This window comes from Brevibacillus halotolerans (assembly GCF_026891775.1).
Taxonomy (GTDB): Bacteria; Bacillota; Bacilli; order Brevibacillales; family Brevibacillaceae; genus Brevibacillus_B; species Brevibacillus_B halotolerans.
Genome location: NZ_JAPTNK010000013.1, coordinates 17,554 through 36,327 on the forward strand (window position 1 = coordinate 17,554; position 18,774 = coordinate 36,327).

The 18,774-nt window shown below is 41.0% G+C and carries 20 protein-coding genes; 15 read left to right on the plus strand and 5 right to left on the minus strand.

Going from position 1 to position 18,774, the window contains the following annotated elements; genetic code table 11:
• Positions 1-148 precede the first annotated feature (148 nt).
• The gene (locus tag O0550_RS16140) at positions 149-751 is read right to left on the minus strand and encodes an NAD(P)H-dependent oxidoreductase (protein WP_003343738.1); all 603 of its coding nucleotides are present in this window, start codon (positions 749-751) and stop codon (positions 149-151) included.
• A 27-nt stretch (positions 752-778) separates the two neighbouring features.
• On the minus strand, positions 779-2,266 hold the full coding sequence (locus O0550_RS16145; RefSeq protein WP_003338150.1) for a S8 family peptidase: 1,488 nt from the start codon (positions 2,264-2,266) through the stop codon (positions 779-781).
• Between the two features lie 148 nt (positions 2,267-2,414).
• On the opposite strand from O0550_RS16145, the gene O0550_RS16150 reads away from it, so the two are divergent.
• The 6 genes from O0550_RS16150 (at position 2,415) to splB (ending at position 8,202) form a co-directional block, all read left to right on the plus strand.
• Complete coding sequence (locus O0550_RS16150; RefSeq protein ID WP_003343740.1) at positions 2,415-2,630, plus strand: YozQ family protein; 216 nt, start codon at positions 2,415-2,417, stop codon at positions 2,628-2,630.
• Between the two features lie 468 nt (positions 2,631-3,098).
• The gene (gene acsA, locus O0550_RS16155) at positions 3,099-4,814 is read left to right on the plus strand and encodes an acetate--CoA ligase (protein ID WP_031309214.1); all 1,716 of its coding nucleotides are present in this window, start codon (positions 3,099-3,101) and stop codon (positions 4,812-4,814) included.
• Between the two features lie 161 nt (positions 4,815-4,975).
• Positions 4,976-5,731: a hypothetical protein gene (locus tag O0550_RS16160; protein WP_258426816.1), complete on the plus strand. Its 756-nt coding sequence runs from the start codon at positions 4,976-4,978 to the stop codon at positions 5,729-5,731.
• 84 nt (positions 5,732-5,815) lie between these two features.
• On the plus strand, positions 5,816-6,613 hold the full coding sequence (thiD, locus tag O0550_RS16165; protein WP_003343748.1) for a bifunctional hydroxymethylpyrimidine kinase/phosphomethylpyrimidine kinase: 798 nt from the start codon (positions 5,816-5,818) through the stop codon (positions 6,611-6,613).
• A gap of 199 nt (positions 6,614-6,812) precedes the next feature.
• Positions 6,813-7,025: an SPOR domain-containing protein gene (locus tag O0550_RS16170; protein WP_003338143.1), complete on the plus strand. Its 213-nt coding sequence runs from the start codon at positions 6,813-6,815 to the stop codon at positions 7,023-7,025.
• A 67-nt stretch (positions 7,026-7,092) separates the two neighbouring features.
• Positions 7,093-8,202: a spore photoproduct lyase gene (splB, locus tag O0550_RS16175; RefSeq protein WP_258426817.1), complete on the plus strand. Its 1,110-nt coding sequence runs from the start codon at positions 7,093-7,095 to the stop codon at positions 8,200-8,202.
• A gap of 84 nt (positions 8,203-8,286) precedes the next feature.
• On the opposite strand, the gene cysK is transcribed toward splB, so the two are convergent.
• Entirely contained in the window at positions 8,287-9,213 is a 927-nt protein-coding gene (gene cysK, locus O0550_RS16180) for a cysteine synthase A (RefSeq protein ID WP_258426818.1), read from the minus strand.
• Positions 9,214-9,393: 180 nt separating this feature from the next.
• On the opposite strand from cysK, the gene O0550_RS16185 reads away from it, so the two are divergent.
• From O0550_RS16185 to O0550_RS16225, 9 genes are all read left to right on the plus strand, one after another.
• Positions 9,394-10,032, plus strand: a complete 639-nt coding sequence (locus O0550_RS16185; protein ID WP_258426819.1) for a deoxynucleoside kinase — start codon at positions 9,394-9,396, stop codon at positions 10,030-10,032.
• Positions 10,033-10,042: 10 nt separating this feature from the next.
• Positions 10,043-10,729, plus strand: coding sequence for a deoxynucleoside kinase (locus O0550_RS16190; protein WP_003338139.1), 687 nt, complete (start codon positions 10,043-10,045; stop codon positions 10,727-10,729).
• A gap of 239 nt (positions 10,730-10,968) precedes the next feature.
• The gene (locus O0550_RS16195; RefSeq protein ID WP_003343759.1) at positions 10,969-11,706 is read left to right on the plus strand and encodes a class I SAM-dependent methyltransferase; all 738 of its coding nucleotides are present in this window, start codon (positions 10,969-10,971) and stop codon (positions 11,704-11,706) included.
• 109 nt (positions 11,707-11,815) lie between these two features.
• Positions 11,816-12,136, plus strand: a complete 321-nt coding sequence (locus O0550_RS16200) for a hypothetical protein (protein ID WP_258426820.1) — start codon at positions 11,816-11,818, stop codon at positions 12,134-12,136.
• A complete protein-coding gene (locus O0550_RS16205; protein WP_258426821.1) occupies positions 12,133-12,888 on the plus strand; it encodes a DUF3109 family protein in 756 nt (251 codons plus the stop codon). Before O0550_RS16200 ends, O0550_RS16205 begins: the two co-directional genes overlap by 4 nt.
• 16 nt (positions 12,889-12,904) lie before the next feature.
• Positions 12,905-13,426: an acyl-CoA thioesterase gene (locus O0550_RS16210; protein ID WP_003338135.1), complete on the plus strand. Its 522-nt coding sequence runs from the start codon at positions 12,905-12,907 to the stop codon at positions 13,424-13,426.
• Between the two features lie 220 nt (positions 13,427-13,646).
• On the plus strand, positions 13,647-14,864 hold the full coding sequence (locus O0550_RS16215; protein WP_258426822.1) for a hypothetical protein: 1,218 nt from the start codon (positions 13,647-13,649) through the stop codon (positions 14,862-14,864).
• Positions 14,842-15,042, plus strand: coding sequence for a hypothetical protein (locus O0550_RS16220; RefSeq protein WP_003338132.1), 201 nt, complete (start codon positions 14,842-14,844; stop codon positions 15,040-15,042). Before O0550_RS16215 ends, O0550_RS16220 begins: the two co-directional genes overlap by 23 nt.
• 81 nt (positions 15,043-15,123) lie before the next feature.
• Complete coding sequence (locus O0550_RS16225; protein ID WP_258426823.1) at positions 15,124-15,288, plus strand: hypothetical protein; 165 nt, start codon at positions 15,124-15,126, stop codon at positions 15,286-15,288.
• A gap of 83 nt (positions 15,289-15,371) precedes the next feature.
• Here the strand turns inward: O0550_RS16225 and hutH are convergent, their stop codons facing one another.
• Both hutH and uvsE read right to left on the minus strand, forming a co-directional pair.
• Positions 15,372-16,877 (minus strand): histidine ammonia-lyase, encoded by a 1,506-nt coding sequence (hutH, locus tag O0550_RS16230; RefSeq protein ID WP_258426824.1) that lies wholly within the window; start codon positions 16,875-16,877, stop codon positions 15,372-15,374.
• A 919-nt stretch (positions 16,878-17,796) separates the two neighbouring features.
• The gene (uvsE, locus tag O0550_RS16235) at positions 17,797-18,723 is read right to left on the minus strand and encodes a UV DNA damage repair endonuclease UvsE (protein WP_258426825.1); all 927 of its coding nucleotides are present in this window, start codon (positions 18,721-18,723) and stop codon (positions 17,797-17,799) included.
• Between the last annotated feature and the right edge of the window lie 51 nt (positions 18,724-18,774).

Genomic DNA, 18,774 nt, shown 5'->3' on the forward strand with positions numbered 1-18,774 from the left:
TTTTGACTTTTTTGTGACCTGTTACAAAAATTCACAAAATGAATTGATTTTTCCTTATAAAAAATAGGCTTTCCAAAAATTTTAATGGAACTGTAGCATGTAAGACAACATCTAGTCCATTTGAGGAAAGCCTATTTTTACATAGGGTCTACATCAGTACGGGAAGTTTTAACGAAGCAATCGCTTGACCTACCTGTTGTAGATAGGTTTCTCGAATAGCTTCCTCCACATATGGTACTTCTGCAAAATTATGATAGATAACTGGTTCAAATCCTGAGAATCGTAAAATACCATCTACGACCTGTTTTTTAACAACCTCGTCTAGACCGCTTGCCTGCATTTCCTGCTGTGATTCTCGCGTAGTTGTAAAAACTAGGGCTTGTTTCCCCGTTAACAAACCAACAGGTCCATTTTTTTCATATTTAAAAGCAAACCCGTCTGAAAAGATACGATCAATGTAGCCTTTCAAAATGGCTGGCTGTGACCACCACCAAACAGGATAAATCATAATCAATAGATCAGATTCCGATAAAATGGTTTGTTCCTCTTCGATGGCTTTTGGCACTTGCTCTGATTCCAATGCCTGCATATCAGCGGGAGAAAAAATGGGTGAAAATTTTTGTTCATACAAATTACGTAAGGTTGGGGTGATACCATGCTTATGCAGGCTCTCTGTCACTTGCTGTAAGATAGCGTGATTAAAGCTATTCGTTCCAGGATGAGCAAACAAAATGACGGCTTTCAATAACATCGTCCTCCTTTTATATGGGGATATACCTTATTGCTGGTGGGTACGAAATGATTGTAGATAGCGACCCAGCAGTAACTCTAAAAAACGCTGAAAGCCAGAAACTGGAGCCTGTTCAGTGGAAGGCGTAGCCGCGGGAGAAATTAGAGGTGCTGTTTCTTGTCCCACTTGACTTTCCTGTAGCGCTTTTTTTACATTGATATATCCGTACCCATATAAGGAATCCCGACCTGGTGCGCCTAAGTCTGTTGCTGTCTTTTCTAGAATTTGTCTGACCTGTTTATTGCTAAGAGAAGGATTAACAGAACGAATTAAACTAGCCACCGCTGCGACATGAGGGCAAGCCATCGACGTGCCTGAGAGTGCCGCATAGTCTTTGTAGATATAGGTACTAGGAATATCTACTCCTGGGGCAACGACACTAACCGTTTTTCCATAATTAGAGAAGTCTGCTAGATTCTCATCCTGATCGACGGCTGAAACCCCAATTACCTCTGGAAAAGCAGCTGGAAAGCTTGGTTGCTCGCTTGCATCGTTTCCAGTGGCAGCTACAAGTACTACATCATTTTGAAAGGCATACGTACATGCTGCCTTTAAGGCTGCGGAGGACACATAATTTCCCACACTTAAATTAATAATTGAAGCTCCATGGTCAACAGCCCACTCGATTCCCTGAGCAATGTCGATAGCACTACCACTACCGTCTGCTCCAATTGCTTTAATAGGCATAATCTTACTTTTCCAAGAGATACCGGCGATCCCATCCTTATTATTGGTACGGGCGGCGATAATTCCCGCTACGTGCGTTCCATGACCATTATCGTCTTGTGGACGCTTATTCGTGTTTAATACATTGTATCCATTCACCAATTTCCCTTTGAACTCAGGATGGGTCAAATCAACCCCTGTATCTACCACGGCTACAATGACCTGACTGGAGCCTTCAGTAATTTCCCAGCTTTGTTCCATACCTAGCTGGTTAAGATTCCATTGATAGCGTTTGTAGTAGGTATCATTAGGTTGTTTATTTGGCAGCAGTAAATAATTGGGTTCAGCATACACAGAATCTGGATGTTCAGCAAAATACCTCATCAGCTGTTCAGTAGATAGCGTGCGGGATTTGATAATCATCGCCTTTTTAAAGTCACGTTTTACATATCCGTCAACCTTGCGTAGCATTTTTTGTAAATCTTGATTGGAAGGACGGGGAGTGAAGTGAACGACTACCTCTCGGTCAACATAATGGCTCTTATCCTTTTTGTTGTGATGAATGGTCTTGATATGTTGTCGACGCTCCATATCTCGGCGCATGTCCCGGACTTGCTCAACATAGTTAATTTTGGGAACCCGCACTTTATCTTGGGTTACAGCAGGCGGTTCTTTTTTGTTTTCTAAAGTTCGTGAGGTAGGGGATTTCACTGCTTGCGGCATTTGTTTTCCCGGAGTGAGCCAGTGACTTCCCGTAAACAAAACACCTGCTAAAAGGCCAACAAATAATAGTGTAAAGATGGTTTTCACGTAAACTCCTCCCCACATTAGATTATCTTTAGCCTGTACGTTTCCCCGTTCTTTATGACGGAAAATCTTAGTGGAGCAAATGGTTAAAAATAAAAGGGACAAAGCAAAATAGAAGAGGAACGGTAAATGATATAAGGAGGTATGGAAGGTGGAAAAGCAAAACAATAAGAGTAACAATAAGCAGGCTTCAAGTGATCAGTACGCTACAAAATCATATGATATCAATGATTACCAAAGTAATGACATACAAAGTAAAGGGTTAGCCGTGACGCATGAGCAGGTAAGTGATTCCTATGCGCTGGGGACTGTTGACGGGACAAACATCCGTGAAGAGGATAGTGAGGCAAGCGTCCGAACAGAGTAAAAAATACAGGCATCTCCTAATCGTTCCATGATTTTTAGGGGATGCCTATCCTACCTATTGGCAAATTATAGCTAAAGCCACCACTGCGAAAGATACTGCTTACATACCCATAGATAGGAGTATTTCGTTTAGCTGCTATTGATCCGTTTAGGGATTGATAAAATGGATTGGTCTTGAGCTTGATCCATATGTTCTACCTTTCCAAAGCCAAAATTCATGGTAGGAGGACATTTTGGCTCCTTCTCACCTAAATAAAGTGAGGTGTGTAACCTAATCATTACAGGGGAATGAGGTAAAAAACTAGAACTTCCTGTCATGACAATTGGTGCTTTAATCATGGGTAGCGCTGATTTATCTAAAATGTTAGAATAATCAAAAGGTTAAGAGGAATTGATTCGTACTTGGAGAAATATGTATGTCGGAAAGTCTTCTCAGTACATGAACCTAGAGAATCGGAGAGTGAAGAATATGAAAGTTGAAAGCATTCCAGCAACCCATGAAAATAGTAACCTTAAAGATTACGATCGCACTTATGAAGCCTTTCAATGGGAAGATGTAGAGAAACAATTCAGTTGGTACGAGACAGGCAAGGTTAACATGGCCTATGAGGCTATTGATCGTCATGCTCATTCAGAAAAGAAAGATAAAGTAGCGCTTGTCTATAGTGATTCTACACGAGAAGAAAGCTATACCTATGCTGAATTAAGCAGGCTTTCCAACCGTTTTGCTAATGTTCTTCATGATTTGGGAGTAAATAAAGGAGATCGTGTATTTATTTTCATGCCACGTACTCCAGAGCTTTATGTAAGCTTATTGGGGATTTTAAAGAATGGGGCTATTGTAGGCCCGTTATTTGAAGCCTTTATGGAGGCGGCTGTTCGAGATCGACTAGCAGATAGTGAAGCAGTAGCTATTGTGACAACTCCTACCTTACTACCGCGTATTCCAGTTAAGGAGCTACCTCATCTCAAGCATGTTATTGTAGTGGGAGCGAAGGGAGAGGTATCTGACGGACAAGTAAGCTACGAGAAACAAATGGAACAAGCTTCCGATGAATTCGATATGGTTTGGCTAGATCGAGAAGACGGAATGATTTTACACTATACATCAGGTTCTACTGGAAAACCAAAGGGCGTATTGCATGTGCATAATGCAATGATTCAGCATTACCAAACAGGAAAATGGGTACTGGATTTAAAAGATGATGATGTATACTGGTGTACCGCCGACCCAGGCTGGGTGACTGGGACATCTTATGGTATCTTTTCGCCTTGGCTCAATGGTGTAACCAATGTTGTTCGCGGTGGCCGCTTCACACCAGATGACTGGTATAAAACGCTGGAAAAAAATAAAATTACCGTCTGGTATAGTGCACCAACTGCTTTTCGTATGCTGATGGGAGCGGGGGATGAATTAGTTCAAAAATACGATCTTACCTCTTTACGTCATATCTTGAGTGTAGGCGAGCCGCTTAATCCTGAGGTTGTGTATTGGGGTATGAAGGTTTTTGAAAAACGTATCCATGATAACTGGTGGATGACGGAAACAGGTGGGCAATTAATATCCAATTATCCAAGTATGTCGATTAAGCCAGGTTCCATGGGTAAACCAGTACCGGGCGTCTATGCGACCATTCTGGATAATCAAGGAAATGAACTACCGCCCAATCGCATGGGAAATTTGGCTATTAAAGCAGGCTGGCCGTCTATGATGCGAGCTATCTGGAAAAATCCCGCCAAGTATGAAGAGTATTTTTTTATACCTGGATGGTATATTTCAGGCGATTCTGCTTATAAGGATGAGGAAGGCTATTTCTGGTTCCAGGGGCGTATTGACGATGTAATCAATACTTCTGGTGAACGCGTTGGCCCATTTGAAGTCGAAAGTAAATTGGTTGAACACCCTGCTGTTGCTGAAGCTGGAGTTATTGGGAAACCTGATCCTGTGCGTGGAGAAGTAATTAAGGCCTTTATTGCTCTGCGTGACGGGTATGAGGCCAGTGATGAGCTGATGGATGACATTAAGCGATTTGTCAAAGAAGGATTAGCAGCACATGCAGCACCTCGTGAGATTGAGTTCCGTGATAAGCTTCCAAAAACCCGTTCTGGTAAAATCATGCGTCGAGTGCTTAAAGCGTGGGAGCTGGGGCTACCGACCGGAGATTTATCTACAATGGAAGACTAAAGGCAAATGCCAACAAGCGGTCGAATGAAATCGGCTGCTTGTTTATTTTCAGATATAAATGAAAATTCAGGTTTCTGGAGAAAAATTACTTGCAAAATAGAGCTATCTTCGCCTACTTTTATTATAAATAATTATCATATAAAGAGAGTAGGTAAATCCGTGTGAAAGTAAACCTCATCAAGCAGAGCCTGCCCCCTGAAACAGACAAAAAACAGACTAAACCAGAGAGTCATCCCGTTATTGCTATACCATTTGTTCATTCGAGAGCGATGTACACGGCTATTTTATTGCTCCATATCTTTGTTATTTGGTTTACATTGCAACTAGACCCTGTTCATCCTAGAGGAGTTACCTATCCTTTGATTGCCTTGCATTTTATTACGATTGTTATGGGAATCTGGATTTCTATTCAACCATATGAGCATCGAAGGCAGGTTTTAAGCCTACTGTTCCATGCCTATTATGGTTTTCTGACATCATTTGATTTATTATTTATTTCCGGCAAGCTTATACATATCTTTTTTCATGTTAAAGAGTGGTGGATGTACGCCATGCTTGGCGTTATTTATATAGGAGCTGGTCTGGAAATAGCTACGGCTGGCAAGTGGCGCTTACTCCTATCCGTTCAGCAACGCGAATGTTCTTACAAGAAAAAAATAACAGCAGAAGAAGCAAGGAAAAGAGAAAAACATTTTACAAATGCGGCGCTTATTATTTTGTCTCCATTAGCTGTCTTATTTGTTTTACCTTTCGCAACAACAAGACAGATTAGCATGGTATTGCTTCTGTTTGTCACAGCGTTATTATTTTTATTATTTGTACGCCAGTTGTCTCTTTATAAAATGGCTCGCAAGCATCCGGCTTGGATCGTGTACCAAATTAAGAGAAAGCAGCGACGAAAATCAGTAGGCGGCTAAACCTGACAGTTGGGTTGTATAGCTTTCTTCTGTTATACTAAATGGGAATAGACAGAAGATTGATACATAGAGCGGGGGATCGGAGTGAAGAAACCATCTATAGCTATGACAATTGCAGGTTCCGATAGTGGCGGTGGAGCTGGAATACAGGCTGATCTTAAAACCTTCCATCAAAGAGGAGTTTATGGCACCAGTGCTCTTACTGCTATTACCGCTCAAAATACACAGGGTGTTCACGGTGTTCATGTAATGACCCCAGAGTTTGTTGCTGATCAAATCAGAGTCGTATTAGATGATTTGCCTGCTGATGCTGTTAAGACAGGCATGCTAGCTACTGCTCCAATTATTCAAGCGGTAGGGGAACAACTTCGCAAGCATCAGGCAACTAAATTGGTAATTGATCCGGTTATGGTGGCTAAAGGCGGTGCCAAGTTACTTCAGGATGAAGCGATTCAAGCGCTTTTGACTCAGCTTCTCCCCCAAGCTCATATGATTACTCCTAATTTACCGGAAGCTGAGGTTTTAGTAGGGAGAACGATTCAAAATGTAGCTGATATGAAGGAAGCAGCAAAATATCTCCACGAATATGGAGTAGCTCACGTAGTAATGAAAGGTGGTCATATGCTTGATCACCAACTGACTGATCTATTATTTGATGGTCAATATTTTCATGAAGTTGAGCATGAACGAATTAACACTCGACATACTCATGGAACAGGTTGTACATTCTCAGCATGCCTTACAGCCGAATTAGCTAAAGGAGCTGATGCTGTAACCGCTTTTCATACCGCACAGCAATTTATCGTAATGGCTATTCAAACGGCACCAAATCTTGGCTCTGGTCATGGGCCAACAAACCACTGGGTTCAGCTCCCACTCTAAGTTACCTCTTATGGAAAACCTCTCTCGTTAGCTGATCGCGATTTCACAAAATCATGTAGATAATTTTTAACGGGAGAGGTGCTTTATTAGACAGGACGCATATGATAGTAGAATAACTATTCTGGTTTTTTACCTTCTCCTGAATAGCAATATCTATAGATGTAAGCGTTTTCGTTAATTAAGGAAGGAGTAATGCTTCATGTGGGTTAAATGGGTAAGTATACACCAGTCGTATGGTTTACCGAGAGCAGCTGAGGATTATCGGCAGAGATTAAAACTGGCTCATATCCGAAGTAGAATTACGTCCAAAAAGAGCGGAGCCACCTTCATTTATAATCTCCAGGTTCCTATTGGAGAAAAAGACAGAGCATTGCAGGTGCTTCATACTATGAAAAAAGAGATGCAATTATAATACCCAATATTCCCCTTGCTACTGATGCATGTAACACGGAAATGCTAGTAGTAAGAGGAGGGATAGTATGACTACTCAGGTGCTGGAAAGACCATCCACTGCAAAGCAGGTCTTTGGAAATCAGACAGGGGGGAATGGCCCAACAGGCCCAACTCGATACTTTGAGCCTGATTTGGTTTATTTTGAACCAGATGCGCTTTCCTTTCCACTTGGGAAACAATTGTATGAGAAATACCAGAAATCCGATATTCCTATTAAAATGACCACAAGCCACAATCAGGTGCGTGGAATTCCGGGGGATACGGAACTGCAACAATACCGCAATGCCAAACGTACTTTGGTGGTTGGCGTCAAAAAAACGCTTAAATTCGAACAGTCAAAGCCGTCTGCTGAATATGCGCTTCCTCTGGCGACGGGGTGTGCTGCACATTGTCATTATTGCTATCTAAATACAAATGTAGGTACAAAGCCATATGTTCGTGTCTATGTTAATACAGACGAAATTTTAGCAAAGGCCGAAGCATATATTCAGGAGCGAGTACCAGAGATAACTCGATTTGAAGCGGCTTGTACATCAGATCCGATCAATATTGAGCATCTAACAGGAAATCTAAAAAAAGCGATTGAATTTATGGGAAAGCAGCCATTGGGGCGCTTGCGCTTCGTGACTAAGTTCCATCAGGTTGACTCCTTACTCGATGCAAAGCATAACAAGCATACTCGTTTTCGGTTTAGCATGAATGCAGATTATGTCATACGAAATTTTGAACCGGGAACCTCTTCCTTTGAACAGCGAATTGAGGCAGCGGGAAAGGTCTCTATGGCTGGTTATCCGCTCGGTTTTATTATTGCACCACTGTACTGGTTTGCTGGCTGGGAAGCAGGATATACAGATTTATTGGAACGTCTCAGCTCACGACTAGATGATGAAGCAAAAAAGGATATCACTTTTGAATTGATACAGCACCGATTTACGAAAATAGCTAAAGGCCTCATTCTAAAGAGATACCCAAAAACAAAATTAATCATGAATGAGGAAGAACGAAAATACAAATGGGGAAAGTATGGGAAAGGTAAGTATGTCTATCCTGATATTCAAGCCAATGCATTAAAGACACATATGCAAAAAGAGATTGCACGGCTCTTTCCGGATGCTAAGATTGAATATTTTACCTGACTTTTTAGTAACAAAAAAGATCGTGCGGATATCGTCTCGCATGATCTTTTTGTATGTACAGTGACATGTTTATATAACCTAAATTTATGGTAGGAATGAAAATAAATTACTAGACAGATAGCGTTCTCCACTGTCTGCACAAATAGCAAGTACTTTTTTTTCGGGGCCTAATTGTTTGGCTACCTGCAAGGCTGCATAAACTGCTGCACCGGAAGAGGGTCCGACTAGGATTGCCTCCTGTGAAGCAAGCTTGCGTGTTGTTTCAATAGCTTGCTCATCGGTTATATGAATGATTTCATCGTATACTTGCTGATTCAGAATGGGAGGAATAAAGCCTGGACTTGTGCCTACAATTTGATGGGGACCTGGCTTTCCACCTGCTAATACTGGTGATCCAGATGGTTCTACTACAGCTATGTGCAGATCTTTGTAATGCTGACGTAATACCTCACCGCATCCAGTAATGGTTCCGCCTGTACCTGCCGTTGCCACAAATCCATCAAGTGAGCTTCCCATCTGTTCGATTATTTCTAAAGCAGTGGTATGCCGATGAATATCTGGATTTGAGGCATTCTCGAACTGCATAGGCATAAAGCAGTTTGAAATACTAGCGGCTAATTCCGTAGCTTTGCGAATGGCACCCGGCATTTTTTCGTCGCCAGGGGTGAGAATGACCTCAGCTCCATATGCACGTAACAGTTGAATGCGTTCGCGGGTCATTGTATCTGGCATAACAATTATGCAACGGTATCCTTTAGCGGCACATGCCATTGCTAAACCGATGCCTGTATTGCCGCTGGTTGGTTCAATGACGGTAGAACCGACTAAAAGCTTGCCTGCCTTTTCTGCTTGTACAAGCATATGGTAGGCCGCTCGGTCTTTAACACTGCCGCTCGGGTTGTATTTTTCTAATTTTACAAAGACCTGTGCCATGTCTTGACTTATCAATCGTTGCAGCTGGACTATCGGAGTGTGACCGATTAAATCAGCCATGGTTTGAGCAACACGCATGTACGATTCCTCCCTGTGGCTTTATTTTCATTGTTTCTTGTTAATTACATCATAACATATCGGAATTGTGTGTATAATAATTGGCTGCCTACTTCAGTATGTTTTTCCTTTCGACAAATGATCGTTCCACATGGTAAAATGATATTCGTTTTGGTCTTACTGGGAGGGGTACAGATACGCATGAAATCCATTTTTATTACAGTGGAAGGCCCGATTGGGGTAGGGAAAACCTCTTTGTCAAAGGCGATTAGCAAGCAGTGGGGCTTGGAGCTTTTGGAAGAGATTGTGTACGAGAATCCATTTTTGGACAAGTTCTACGAGAATATTTCGGAATGGAGCTTCCAGACTGAGATGTTCTTTCTTTGCAATCGCTATAAACAATTACAAGATATAGCAAAACGGCTACATAATGGGTACTCTGTTGTGGCTGATTATAATATTTTTAAGAATACAATATTTGCTAAACGGACATTGAGTGAAGATAATTTGCCAAAGTACCAGCAAATTTATGGCATCCTGACTAGTGATATTCCTCAAGCTAATTTAGTTATTTATTTAAAAGCTTCTGTCGAAACGGCGATGCAACGGATTGCAATACGTGGTCGAGGGATGGAACAAATGATTGAACGGTCTTATATGGAGAATTTGATCTCGGATTATGAGGAATTTATGCACCAATTTCAATTGATGCATCCAACAATCCCTGTATTGACTATCGAATGTGATCAATTAGATTATGTACACCACCCAGAAGATTTGGACTATGTTATAAAGCGTGTCGCACAATTTTTACCTAACAATCTAACTAAACAGCGATAAGGAGTATATCATGTCGGTTTTTCAAACAAATGAATTGCGTGAAAAGTATCAAATTCCAAGTGATGCGGTTATTACCATTGCTGGAATGGTGGGTGTAGGCAAATCAACGTTTACGAAAGCGCTAGCTGGTTTGCTTGGATTCCGTGTTTCTTATGAAAAAGTAGACAATAATCCTTATTTGGATCGATTTTATGATGATTTATCGCGGTGGGGCTTTCATTTACAAATCTTTTTCCTTGCTGAACGCTTTAAGGAACAAAAACGTATCTTTGACTACGGTGGTGGATTTGTGCAGGACCGTTCTATTTATGAAGATACAGGCATCTTTGCTAAGATGCTGCATGATCAGGGAAATATGACAGATGAGGATTATCAGACGTATACTCAATTATTTGAAGCAATGGTGATGACACCTTATTTTCCGCATCCAGATGTGCTGATTTCTTTAGAGGGTAGCTTTGAGGATATCATTGATCGCATTCAGGAACGCGGTCGACCAATGGAACAACAAACTCCGCTTAGTTACTGGAAGGATCTGTATGCTAGGTATGACGAGTGGATTACTAATTTTACATCTTGTCCGGTATTGCGTGTTAATATCAATGAATACGACGTGATGGATGATATCAACTCTGTAGAGGTTGTATTAGCACGTTTGTCTGATAAAATTAATACAGCTCGTCATTACCGACGCTAGTTGTTCCGACGGCTTTGCTGAACATAATAAGCAAAGCCGTCGTTTTGCTATATTGATTTAGATTGATCCTGCTTTAGGCTTCGATCATCTAGGAGTAAGGGGTTACTTGCAATGGAAGAACGTAAACCTAAAGTTTTCTGCAAACCGGTAAATGTAAAATCTACGAACCGGGGTATGATATAATAACCGAAGTAGTTACAAATGTAACAGACGAAATGAGAATCAAAGGGGTAGAGAGCATGGGAGACGCTTGGTTTGAAAAAAGCTTCCGAGAAGACTATCTGCTGGTATATCAGCATCGAGACGAGGCTTCTGCGGATCAAGAAATACATAATCTATTGGAACGTTTACCTATTAAGAGTGAGGGAAGAGTTCTAGACTTGTGCTGTGGAAGCGGTCGACACTCGCGAGCTATTGCTAAACGTGGTTATGAGGTAGTGGGAGTTGATTTATCTTCTGTGCTGTTAGAGCAGGCAGAGCTACTTAATGACCAAAAGCAGGTTACGTATTATCAATATGATATGAGAGATATTCCGTTTGAGTCGGAATTTGATATTGTTGTTAATTTATTTACAAGCTTTGGATATTTCTCTGATGATCAAGAGAGTGCTAAGGTTATTAAAAATATGGCGAAAGCTTTACGCTCGGGTGGAGAAGTTGTGATTGATTACCTTAACCCAAGCTATGTAAAAGCACATCTGGTTCCAGAATCTGAACGAGAAGCAAATGGCTTATTGATTACAGAACGTCGTCGTCTTGAAGATGGTTTTGTAAAAAAAGAGATTACAATCCACGACGTTGAAGCGAGAGAGCCGCGAATCTATCAGGAACAGGTAAGATTATTTGAATTAGAACAGATGATGGGAATGCTAGAGGACGCTGGATTTATCCAGATTCAGGTCTTTGGTGACTATGCCTTTAAACCTTACGACAAGGGAAGCTCTCCGCGTATGATTTTTCACGCGGTAAAAAAGTAAAGTCGAAAAAAGGAAACGTTTACAAATAAAAAAGGCTTTTCAAAAGAGTGCTATAGCGGGTAAGCTAACAGATAAAGTGCTACTCTCTCAGATTAATAAGGAGGTAACTATGGATATTCATAACCATGCTGCCCTAATGGAAATACTAGAAAAAGCATATGTAAATCAACAAGTGCTGATAACATATACAGACTGGGAAGGCGACGAGCAAGAAGACGAGGTAGTAACTACCTTTCGTGGGACTTTGCTAGGGGTGAGTTTAGTCGATAATGAGTTCGAGGAAAAAGATTTGGCCCTTCGCTTCTTAGAAGATGACGATGAGGTAGAGCTTTTAATGGAAATCCCAGCGGACGAACAAGATCTTGGTGTGAGTGAAGAACAACTAGTACGTATTTTCGGTACAGAGGCGGAGCTTGTTCTAGCAAAATGAGAAATGTTGAAACCTACGGATATTACGGTACGACTGAGCGGATGTCTCAGAAAGAATCGTACCATTTGCATAAATATGTAAAGAGGAAGAAAAACCGCCTTGTGCAAAAAGGGCATTTCTACATTGATGTAGATGCCCTGCAAAGGCCGTGTCACCTAGATTGCTTCAATTGTCATATTGTTCATCGTGAAACGTGTTGTGAGAATGGACAACCGTATGCTGTACAGGACTGGCAGCTTTCCATTATTGAAGCAGAAAGTCGCTCTGTTGCTGTCGCCTATCTGAACGGTCGATCACAACAAAGGGTTATGGAGCATGGTTGCTTTGAATCGGCTGAACCAGGAGTTGTACGTATGGAAAAAGGCTCCTGTCTATTCTACGGACAAGTAGATGGACAGCGCTGCTGTTTGCTGCATGCTCATGGGCTGCGCGAGCAAAAGGATGTGCATTCCATCAAACCGTTTAGCTGTCAGCTATACCCGATTGATTTAGTGATGATGGACAATGAACACATCCTAATAACTGCTTTAACGGAAGAGACAGCAGCCTTTTCACGCTGGGGACATGAATATTTGGACATATTCTACTGTGCTAACAAGGAAAAACGTAAACAAGCAACGCACATTGAAGAACACCTTTTTTCATTAGAAGGATATCAGCCTGCTTATATCTGGGGCCGAGAGCTTATCGAACGCTCTTTTGGTGAAGAAGCTTATCAGGCGGTTATCGAAGCCATATATCAGTACAGCTAGAGAGGGAGAAACTGCTATGGACATGGAGTTAAAAGGAAAGACGGTCAAAGAATCACGTACGGTGAAAGCATCGCTTATCTTACCTTCAGATACCAATCATCATGGTACCATTTTTGGCGGGACAATTATGTCTTATGTTGATGAAGTGAGCGCGATTGCGGCAATGCGCCATTCTCGCAAGCCAGTTGTAACAGCTTCGATTGATTCGGTTGACTTTATCGTACCCGCAAAGCTGGGCTTCTCAGTATGTGTGGACGCATTCGTTACTTCGACGGGGCGTACGTCCATTGAAGTCTTTGTTAAAATCATCAGCGAGAATTTGCAAACTGGGGAACGTCAATTAACCGCTACTTCGTTTGTCACTTTTGTCGCTTTAGATGAAGATGGAAAACCAACTCCTGTACCACCAATCATTCCAGAGACGGAAGAAGAAATTTATCTCTACCAGACGGCACCACAGCGAATAAAAATGCGTAGGGAACGTCGGAATGCAACTCAACAGTTTTACGATTCATTAGATATTACGAAGGATATCTAGCAACAAAGAGAAGCCTAATCCCTGAAGCGAACACTGCTAGGGATTGGGTTTTTTTTTGTATGAGACTTAAAAAATAAAATAAATACCAAAAAATACTAGGGAAAAGGGAAAAGAAGCAGAATAAGTAAAATAGCTAACGTGAAGAAATAGCACCTATGGGATAGTACGCAACAAATATTCCACCCATAGGAGGTGAGTCAGCCATTGCAGGCTGAGAAAAATGGGTATCAAACAAACAATAGGTACCAATTATCATAATTCACTCATCAGACTATCTGAAAATTTCGATCCCGTTATGCATAGGTTCCGTAAAAGCTATGAGGATACTCAGAACCAAGGCTGGATGATACCACTGGTATTAAAGCTTGTTCCAGATGTTAGAAGAATGATGGAAGCCGTGAAGAATTTGGACTCGGAAGGAATTGTTAAATCGCTAAGCTCAGTAATACCGAGTGTTGGTATTATTGGAATTCCTTTTGCAGTTCCCTATTGGGGAGTGTCATCTGTAGTAGGCTTTGGAATATCAGGGCTAATTTTATTTGTTTCATTAAGTAGATACCTTTGGTTAATGACGCAGCTAGATAGTACTCATTTTCATATAGGAGCGTATCGGTTTTTAAAAAGAAGAGAGTATGATCTTTTTACAGGGAGCTTTTTGTTTTCGGATTTCTCCTTTAAAGGCTTGTTATATGTTGTCAATCATTCTCTAAATGGAGAAGAAGAATTAAACAAAACGTTTGAAAGACTAAAAAACGAATTTGATAGCTTTACATTTGCTCATCAAGCAAGGTATGAGGAAAAAGAATCCCATCTTTTAAAACAAAACAATGAGCTAGAAGCAGAATTATTACGGCAAAAAGAGGTTATAAACTCGATTATTACCAAAGCAGATCAATCTCTTCATCAGCTATATGATGAACTAAGAGAGGCAAACTTATCCTCTGAATACATGGCGGATTTACTTGACCGGCTAATCACTATTTTATACCGATATCGAAATGGCCGGTTTTCCGTTTCTGACTTGAAATTAATTGCAGACTTTACGATTTATAAGGTAGAAGGAGGACACCTAATAAAAATTGCTGATGAGGGCACAAGTGGTCATAGTCTAGGGATGATCAGCATGGACTCCAAGGAACATGCTACGTGGGCGGCTGTGCAGGTTGTTAAAACCAAATCTATTGACCCTCTTTTCAACGAACCTCGGAAAAACTATTATATTGCTTCTTATCTGATGAGAATGGGGAATAATGAGCTGTGGGTGTATAATCTTCATTTTCATCGAGACCGGAACAAAAAAGCGGTAGACTTGACAATTCATGATATAATTGATAATAAATTACTGTTCAGATTGATACATGTTCTATGTCTTTTACTGCAAAGCACTGGATTTCCTAAGAAGGAGGAGAGCTCAGATGACCACCTCTTATCAAGATGACACAGACCTACGAAGAATCGTATCCTTAACCCAAAATGAAATCAATCAAAAACGACAAAAGACTGCTAAAGATATCATTCAGGGCTTTAATCTTATGGCATCCCGTGTTGTAGAAGAAAATAATATACAAATTGCCGCGACACTTAGTGGATCAAAGCATACAGATAGAAAGTCCTAAGCGATAGGGCTTTTTTATTTTGGCCTTGTAACGTTTACATTTTGTTGGTTCTCCATATACTGATAAAAAGGAGGAGAAGGGATGAAGGCTGGTCCTAAGCAAAATATTTTTGTTCTGAAATGCTACCCCCAAAGAATTCCGAATGAATCCATGAAACAAATCATTAAAAATCGCACAGAAAATGCAAATCGAATCCTTGCTCATTGGAATCAATATACAGAGCGAATTCGTTTTCTTATGAAATAAGATACAGCTATAACGATAAATGCAGGAAGGCACAGAGGATGTTCCTGACATCTGTGCCTTTTTTGAGTGCGTTATTTTACAATTTAGTTGGTAGATATGATATCTTCTTGGAGGATTTGTTCTGCTAAAGCTAAATCTATATGCAGTTCTCGATCCTCCTCAAGCTTTGGTATTACACGACGCAGACGTTGATAGGCTCTTGATGTTCCTTCTCCCAGTTTTCCAGTTGAGAATTCAATTGCTTGGCCAGCACAAATATATTCAATAGCTAAAACTTTACGTACATTGGCTAAAACGGTACGAAGCTTACGCGCTGCGGTCGTTCCCATACTGACATGATCCTCCTGATTGGCAGAGGACGGGATAGAATCAACAGAAGCAGGGTGACATAGTACCTTGTTCTCAGAAACGATCGAAGCAGCTACATATTGGGCGATCATAAATCCAGAATGTAAGCCGCCATTAGGTGTTAGAAATGCTGGTAGGTTACTGAGCTGAGGGTTAACGAGACGCTCTGTCCGGCGCTCCGAAATATTAGCTAACTCAGACATAGCAATGGCTAAAAAATCGGCTACCAACGCCATCGGTTGACCATGGAAATTACCTCCTGAAATGACATCTCCCGTTTCAGAAAATAGGATTGGATTATCTGTGACACTGTTGCATTCACGTGTTACTGTTTGCCAAACATACTCCAGTGTATCACGAGTAGCCCCATGTACTTGCGGGATACAACGCAGACTGTAGGCATCCTGTACCCGAATTTCTCCTTGTTCGGTTGTGCGTTCACTATTTGCTAGATGTTGTAACATCCGTCGCGCAGACTCTTGCTGACCTGGATGAGGCCGTACAGCATGCAATTGAGCATCGTATGCTTTGGGAATTCCGTGAAGTGCTTCCACTGTTAACGAAGCAATAACTTCAGCATTTTCCATAAGAGAACGTGCATCATAAAGAGCAAGACATAAGAGAGCGGTCATTGCCTGTGTCCCATTTATTAATGCTAATCCCTCTTTGGCTCCTAGACGAACGGGAGTCAGATTAGCTTTTTGCAAAGCATCCTTTCCTGACATCCGTTTTCCTTGATATTCGGCTTCTCCCTTACCTAGCATCACCAATACCATGTGTGCTAAGGGAGCCAAATCACCACTAGCGCCTAAAGAGCCCTGCTGAGGAATAATGGGATGAACACCACGATTGCACATCTCTACTAACAATTGAAGGGTCTTTAAATGAATGCCTGAAAAACCTTGGGATAAAGCATTGATTCTAAGGATCATCATGGCACGAACCACCTCGGTAGGATAAGGCTCTCCCATTCCGCAAGCATGACTCATAATTAAATTTTCCTGTAAATGGCTAACATCTTCCTGAGAGATCATAACGTCTGAAAATTTACCAAACCCTGTAGTGATTCCATATACGACATTTTCTTCACGGATTATTTCTTCTACCATTTCACGAGAGTGGAGTACTTTGGCCACAGCATCAGAAGAAAGAGAAATAGGATGATGCTTACGAGCTACCATAACAACCTGTTCAATTGAAAGAGAAGTACCGTCTAATGCTAGTGCGTGTTGAATGGACATGATAATTTTCCTCCTTTAGCAGAGCAGAGAGCGAAAATAAAAGGGGCTAGGAACGAATTCCTAACCCCTTGTTACCCTGATATATAGTTGACATGTCACATGTATATTGGCATGTTACCCTCATTCGCTATTCCTCGCTTTTCGTAATATCGTTATTATGTCAAATGGATAGCTTGAGTGTCAATAAGAGTGTTTGTATAAATAGGTTTGGGCGCGGTTCTTCACCCAAATTGGGCATTGGTCAGGGGTGCATATACTGGTTATTTATCATACCATGCTATATGTCATGTAATAATGAAAGGATGGGGTTAATCGAATGGAAAGTAGTAGCATATATATGCCTGCCAGGGAAAAATATCCGTCTAGGGAAATGATGCCAGTAAAGCCAGCACCAAAAAAGGAGTATCGCAGAATGCCTGCAAGGCCTATGAAACCAATGCACCCAATGCCCAGACCGCCTAGACAAAGACCTACTGCCCCCATGGTACAGCCCAAAATAGAGATCTATATCTTTAAGTATCATTTCCATTATGAAAAAATGATGGGCTATGAGGATAAATGCATGCGCCATAGAAGATCTCCAAGGCACTACCACAAATATTATCAAATGTATAAGCATCACAAGAAAAAAATGAATTATTACTACCAAAAATGTTATGCCTGCAACTATCATCCAAGTGATTCATGTAGCTCACATTCTGCCTCTCATTCTTTCTCCGAATCCAGTTGTTCAGCTTCTAGTCCTTCCCATTATGTAGAGCCTTACAAAGATAGCGGATGTAAATGCGGAGGTAAATGTGGCGGCGCATGCAGCGGTAAGTGTGGTCGGTGGCAAAAATAGTCGCTAACAAGCATAAACGTTTCATACTAGTTAGGTCCCACTATCCCCGTGATTGTGGGCTTATTTTTGTACATAGGTTTATAGATAAATGGATTCTTGAGTCTGATTATTGGCTAGCATTTCATTACGCAGTTTCAAAAGAGCTTCATCCTTATTTTTACATTCAAGCATAATATCCACATTATAGTTCTCTAATAGAGGGAGATATGACATAAAGTCCTCATACAAAATATCATCTGCGTGACTGCGATACTCTTTATCAGATTTAGGTGTAGAAAAGTGCATTTTAACAGTCCGAGCTCCCCAAGTTTTGATGATACGCGGTAAGTATTCAGCTAAATCCTCCCCATTATGAAGACAGCGATGATGATGGATATCGAGTACCATAGGTATCTTAATACGCTCACATAAATGTAAGACTTCGCGCATAGTAAAAGAGGTATCGTCATTTTCTACGACGAGGCGCTTTTTTATTTTCTCCGGTAGCTGTAAAAAATTCTCTTCAAACCGATTAAGTGAGCTTTCTTTATCATCATAAACGCCCCCTACATGCGTGACTAACACGGAGTTTTTATCGAGGCCCATTAAATCAAAGACAGAGGCATGATAATAAAAATCCTTAATGGTGCTCTCCAGAACTTTTTTAGACGGTGTATTTAAAATGCTGTAATGACCTGGATGGGCGGTCATTCGTATGCCATGCGCACGAATATATTCTCCTACCTTATTAAAATCCCAAGTAAATTCCTTTGCCCAATCCCATTGCTCTGCAACAGAATGTGTAGCAAAAGGCACAAATTCAGAAGGTAATCGGTATAGAAATATGCCATGCTCCACGTTGTATTTCAACAGATCTAAGAGATTAAAAAAATTAGTTTGCATGATTTTTCGTAGTTTTTTTAACTGGTCAGGAGGAGAAAGCTTAGCCAGTTGTCCCAATGTAGTTTTTTTATTTGGATTGTTCTTGGTTGCCATACTGATGCAGGCATAGCCCAGACGGATCAATCATGCTCATTCCTTTCTCCTAATGGTTGGTTAGGAGTAGTATTACCCGAT